The organism is Okeania sp. (assembly GCF_983059655.1).
Map to the genome: position 1 here is coordinate 1 of NZ_CEZPJD010000834.1, position 3,412 is coordinate 3,412.

Annotated in this window: 2 protein-coding genes; both read right to left on the reverse strand. The window is 38.7% G+C overall.

Going from position 1 to position 3,412, the window contains the following annotated elements:
* Nucleotides 1-224: 224 nt before the first annotated feature.
* Nucleotides 225-773 (reverse strand): flavodoxin, encoded by a 549-nt coding sequence (locus tag AC3DU7_RS29065; protein WP_124147447.1) that lies wholly within the window; start codon nt 771-773, stop codon nt 225-227.
* Between the two features lie 1,165 nt (nt 774-1,938).
* Nucleotides 1,939-2,952 (reverse strand): (S)-8-amino-7-oxononanoate synthase BioU, encoded by a 1,014-nt coding sequence (bioU, locus tag AC3DU7_RS29070; protein WP_488042733.1) that lies wholly within the window; start codon nt 2,950-2,952, stop codon nt 1,939-1,941.
* Nucleotides 2,953-3,412: the final 460 nt, after the last annotated feature.

Here is a 3,412-nt window from a genome sequence, read left to right on the forward strand (position 1 = left end):
AAAAAAAAAGTTGAGGAATATTCCCCAACTCCAAAAGGAGATGAACTTAGATGCAAACAAAACAAATTTTTATCGGATGCGATCGATGTGATTATTTCTAGCTAAACAGTTGCCATTACTGAAGTCGACAAATATCTCAAGTTTAGAAATTTATTCAAACAACTTGTAACGACTTTAGCGTAAAAGGTTAGCCAGATTAAATGCAATACTCAAACTTTCAATATCTAAGCAGGTATCAACACAGCACTTTCCGTGCCTACAAAAATGGGGCGTAATGCTTCAACCCACTGTGTAATTCTCTCCTCAGTTAATTCACTTTGGTTAACCTCATCAATTGGCAAACCCACGAATTTACCATTACGCACTGCTGAAGAATGTTCAAAACTGTAACCTTCAAGAGGAAACTCTCCTACTATAGTTGCACCAAGTTTCTCGAAGTGGTCACACATAAGTTGCAGTGCGCCAGCAAAGTGCTTTCCATGACCGACTTGATCTGCTGCACCAAACAAGGCAATAGTTTTTCCAGTAAAATCAGGCTTTTCAATATCCATATCAAAAAGTGGTTCGCGCCAGTCATTCTGTACTTCCCCAGCACCCCAAGTCGAACAACCCAATAACAAATAATCATAATCAAGAAGTTGACTATATTCGTCGTAATCTTCTTCCATACTATAAAGATCGCAAATTTCTTCGCCGAATTTGTCGCGCAATGCTTCAGCGATTTCTTCAGTTACGCCAGATGTGCTACCATAAAATATGCCAATTTTTGCCATAATCAACACTCCTGATTAGTTTTGATCAAATTCATAAAATCTGGTGAGTCAAACAATTTCACTAGCTTGACCCAGATTTTTGAGAGTTTTCGGTAATTAATACAAGTTATTTGCAGAATTTTCCTGTTTAAAATTCTTCTTATTGATTATTCTCGTTTTCAACTAAATAAGAAGTAATTGCAATAAATTCATCAATTATTTCTTTTTTAGGGGCGAATGGTATTTGCCCTATAGAGATAAATCTTCAAATAACCTGGGAATAGACAGGAATTTTTGTATCAACCCTATCTACATTCTGAATATATCGGGTAAATTAATTGAAATCTGTATCAATTTTAATTGAGAATTCTTTTGAGTAAGTTTATAATTGATCGAAAAATTATTAATTGATTTGGACAAGGGTTTACCCAGCCCAAAGGTTTCTTTTTGTCAGAGTCACAATTAATAAAACATCTCATTAAACCTCATATACACCTTTTTTAAAACGTTTGTAGGGACATTCCATGGAACGTCCCTACATTTTTTGGGGAATTTTTCCTCACTCCCCTTAACGAAGTCAGAAGTCAAAAGTCAGAAGTTGCTTTTGTGACGGCGATTTGAGCAAGCCTCCAAAAACATTTCGCCTTAAAAGGCGACGTTGCCAGACCCAATTATTTTGATAATTTGATTTTTGAATTATTAGGACTTACGGTTTGACATTGCTTTTCTGTCGGTCGCAATGAGGAAAATACTTTGTACTGCGTAAGTAAGCATTCAGCCGTCAGCCATCAGCTATCAGCTATTGCTTTTAATTTAGGATAAAAGCAATATTTAATTGTCTTACTACAAAAATTGGCTCCCTTGTCCTTAAAGTTAGTTGTTAATTTAAACACTTTCCTTAAGGAGAGAATCTTGTTGCTGATAGCTGACAGCTAATAGCTGTTTGCGCAGCATTCCGCAGGAAATGCTTACCTGCGTAATACCAATTCCCAAAAATCATGCTATACTTCCCGTGGGACTTCAGTTATTAAGTAATAATAATGCTTGAATCATGTTTGTAACGATTCTAGGCATTAAACCAAGATATCTTATCTCTTTTCACCCTACACCCTACACCCTACTCCCTACTGTCAAGGAGATGTAGCAAGACTTTTGAGATTTGGTATAAGTCCTAATTATCTGAGAACTACCGCACAAATTGTGGCATAACTTCCGCAGCAGTAAACAAACCATAAAGACCTTTGCGATGTAAGGCAACTCCAGTCTTCAAATAGCCAAAAGCAGGGCCACAAACATTAGCAGCCATACTCGTTTCATCTCCCAATGTAAAAGTATGTGTAGAAATTTTGCCCTCAAAAGTACGGCCTGTAACTTGAACGTTTGTACTTAAAGGCTTTTTCGGGTTGCGAGTATCAACAATACCTCCCACAGTCACCCGGTCGCGATCGCAAATTCCCGCCAACTCCAACATAATATCGTCAGCGTGTTCCATATTTTCCAATTTCAACAGACCATTGGTCTCTTCCAATAAAGCCTCAACTTCAGCATCAGTCATAGCCTTAGCTTTTTCCACATCATATCCCGGTAAATGGCCAATATCCTCACGAATTGTAGCTCGGTAAGCTTCCCAATTGGCAATTCCCACTCCAAAAGTAATATTCACACTATGAATTTCCGCATAACTCTGAGCTGCTATAGCTGCTGCTGCAGTCAATAAACCAGGAGTTGCGCCACAACCACTCATATAAGTAATACCCGCAGCCTGTAGTTCATCCTTCAAGGCCAATAATTGCTCTACAGCACTAGTACGCTTAATGGCATCTACTAATACACCCCGCCAACCAGCAGCAATAAATTGTTTTGCCACATCTGCCATAAAAGTATTAGGCAAGTTTGGTAAGGCCAGAAAATAACCATCTACAGTATCAGCAACTTTGATTATTTCTTCAATACTGTGATTACTTAAAACGCCACCAGATTCTAGATGGCCTAAAGATCCCTGAGTATTGTACATGGTCATACATTGGTCGGGATTTAATCCTTGAGTGTTGTAGGCATAACCTTTTTGGTCAGCAGCAGCAACCCAGAGCATTTCTTGTTTGGGAGAGAGTACCCTAGATGCAGCTTGGCCCAAACCACCGAAACCTAAAACACCTACACGAATTTGATTTTTTGAATTTGTAGTTTGCGCTATATTCATGGCATTTAGTTTAATTGGACAGACTTTGATCGGGAAAGGCAGAAGGCAGGAGGCAGAAGGCAGAAGGGAGCAGAAGGGAATTGTTCCTCCTACCCTCTGCCCTTAGCTCCTGCTGCCTTCGTTTATTATCCGTTACGGGGCATCACTGTGGAAAACTGTTTTAGGAACGTAGGGGCGTTACGAAGTATGCCCAAGCAAACGGACGTTCGCCCTTAGTGACGGGAAACAGGGAATAGAAAAGAAGAAAAACAGTTGTACCTAAGTAACTTGAGAAAAACTCTATAGCAATCAGGAATGAGTTGTGAGAATTGAGGTGTTTCTTAAAAGTGTAGAATATAGCAATTATTATATTCATATGATACGTTTTTTCCTCTTCTCTGTTCCCAGCTCCGGTGTTCCCTGTTCCCTAAAAATTGCCAATATCTCACAACTCAAATCATATTGCTATATTAAAAAAGAG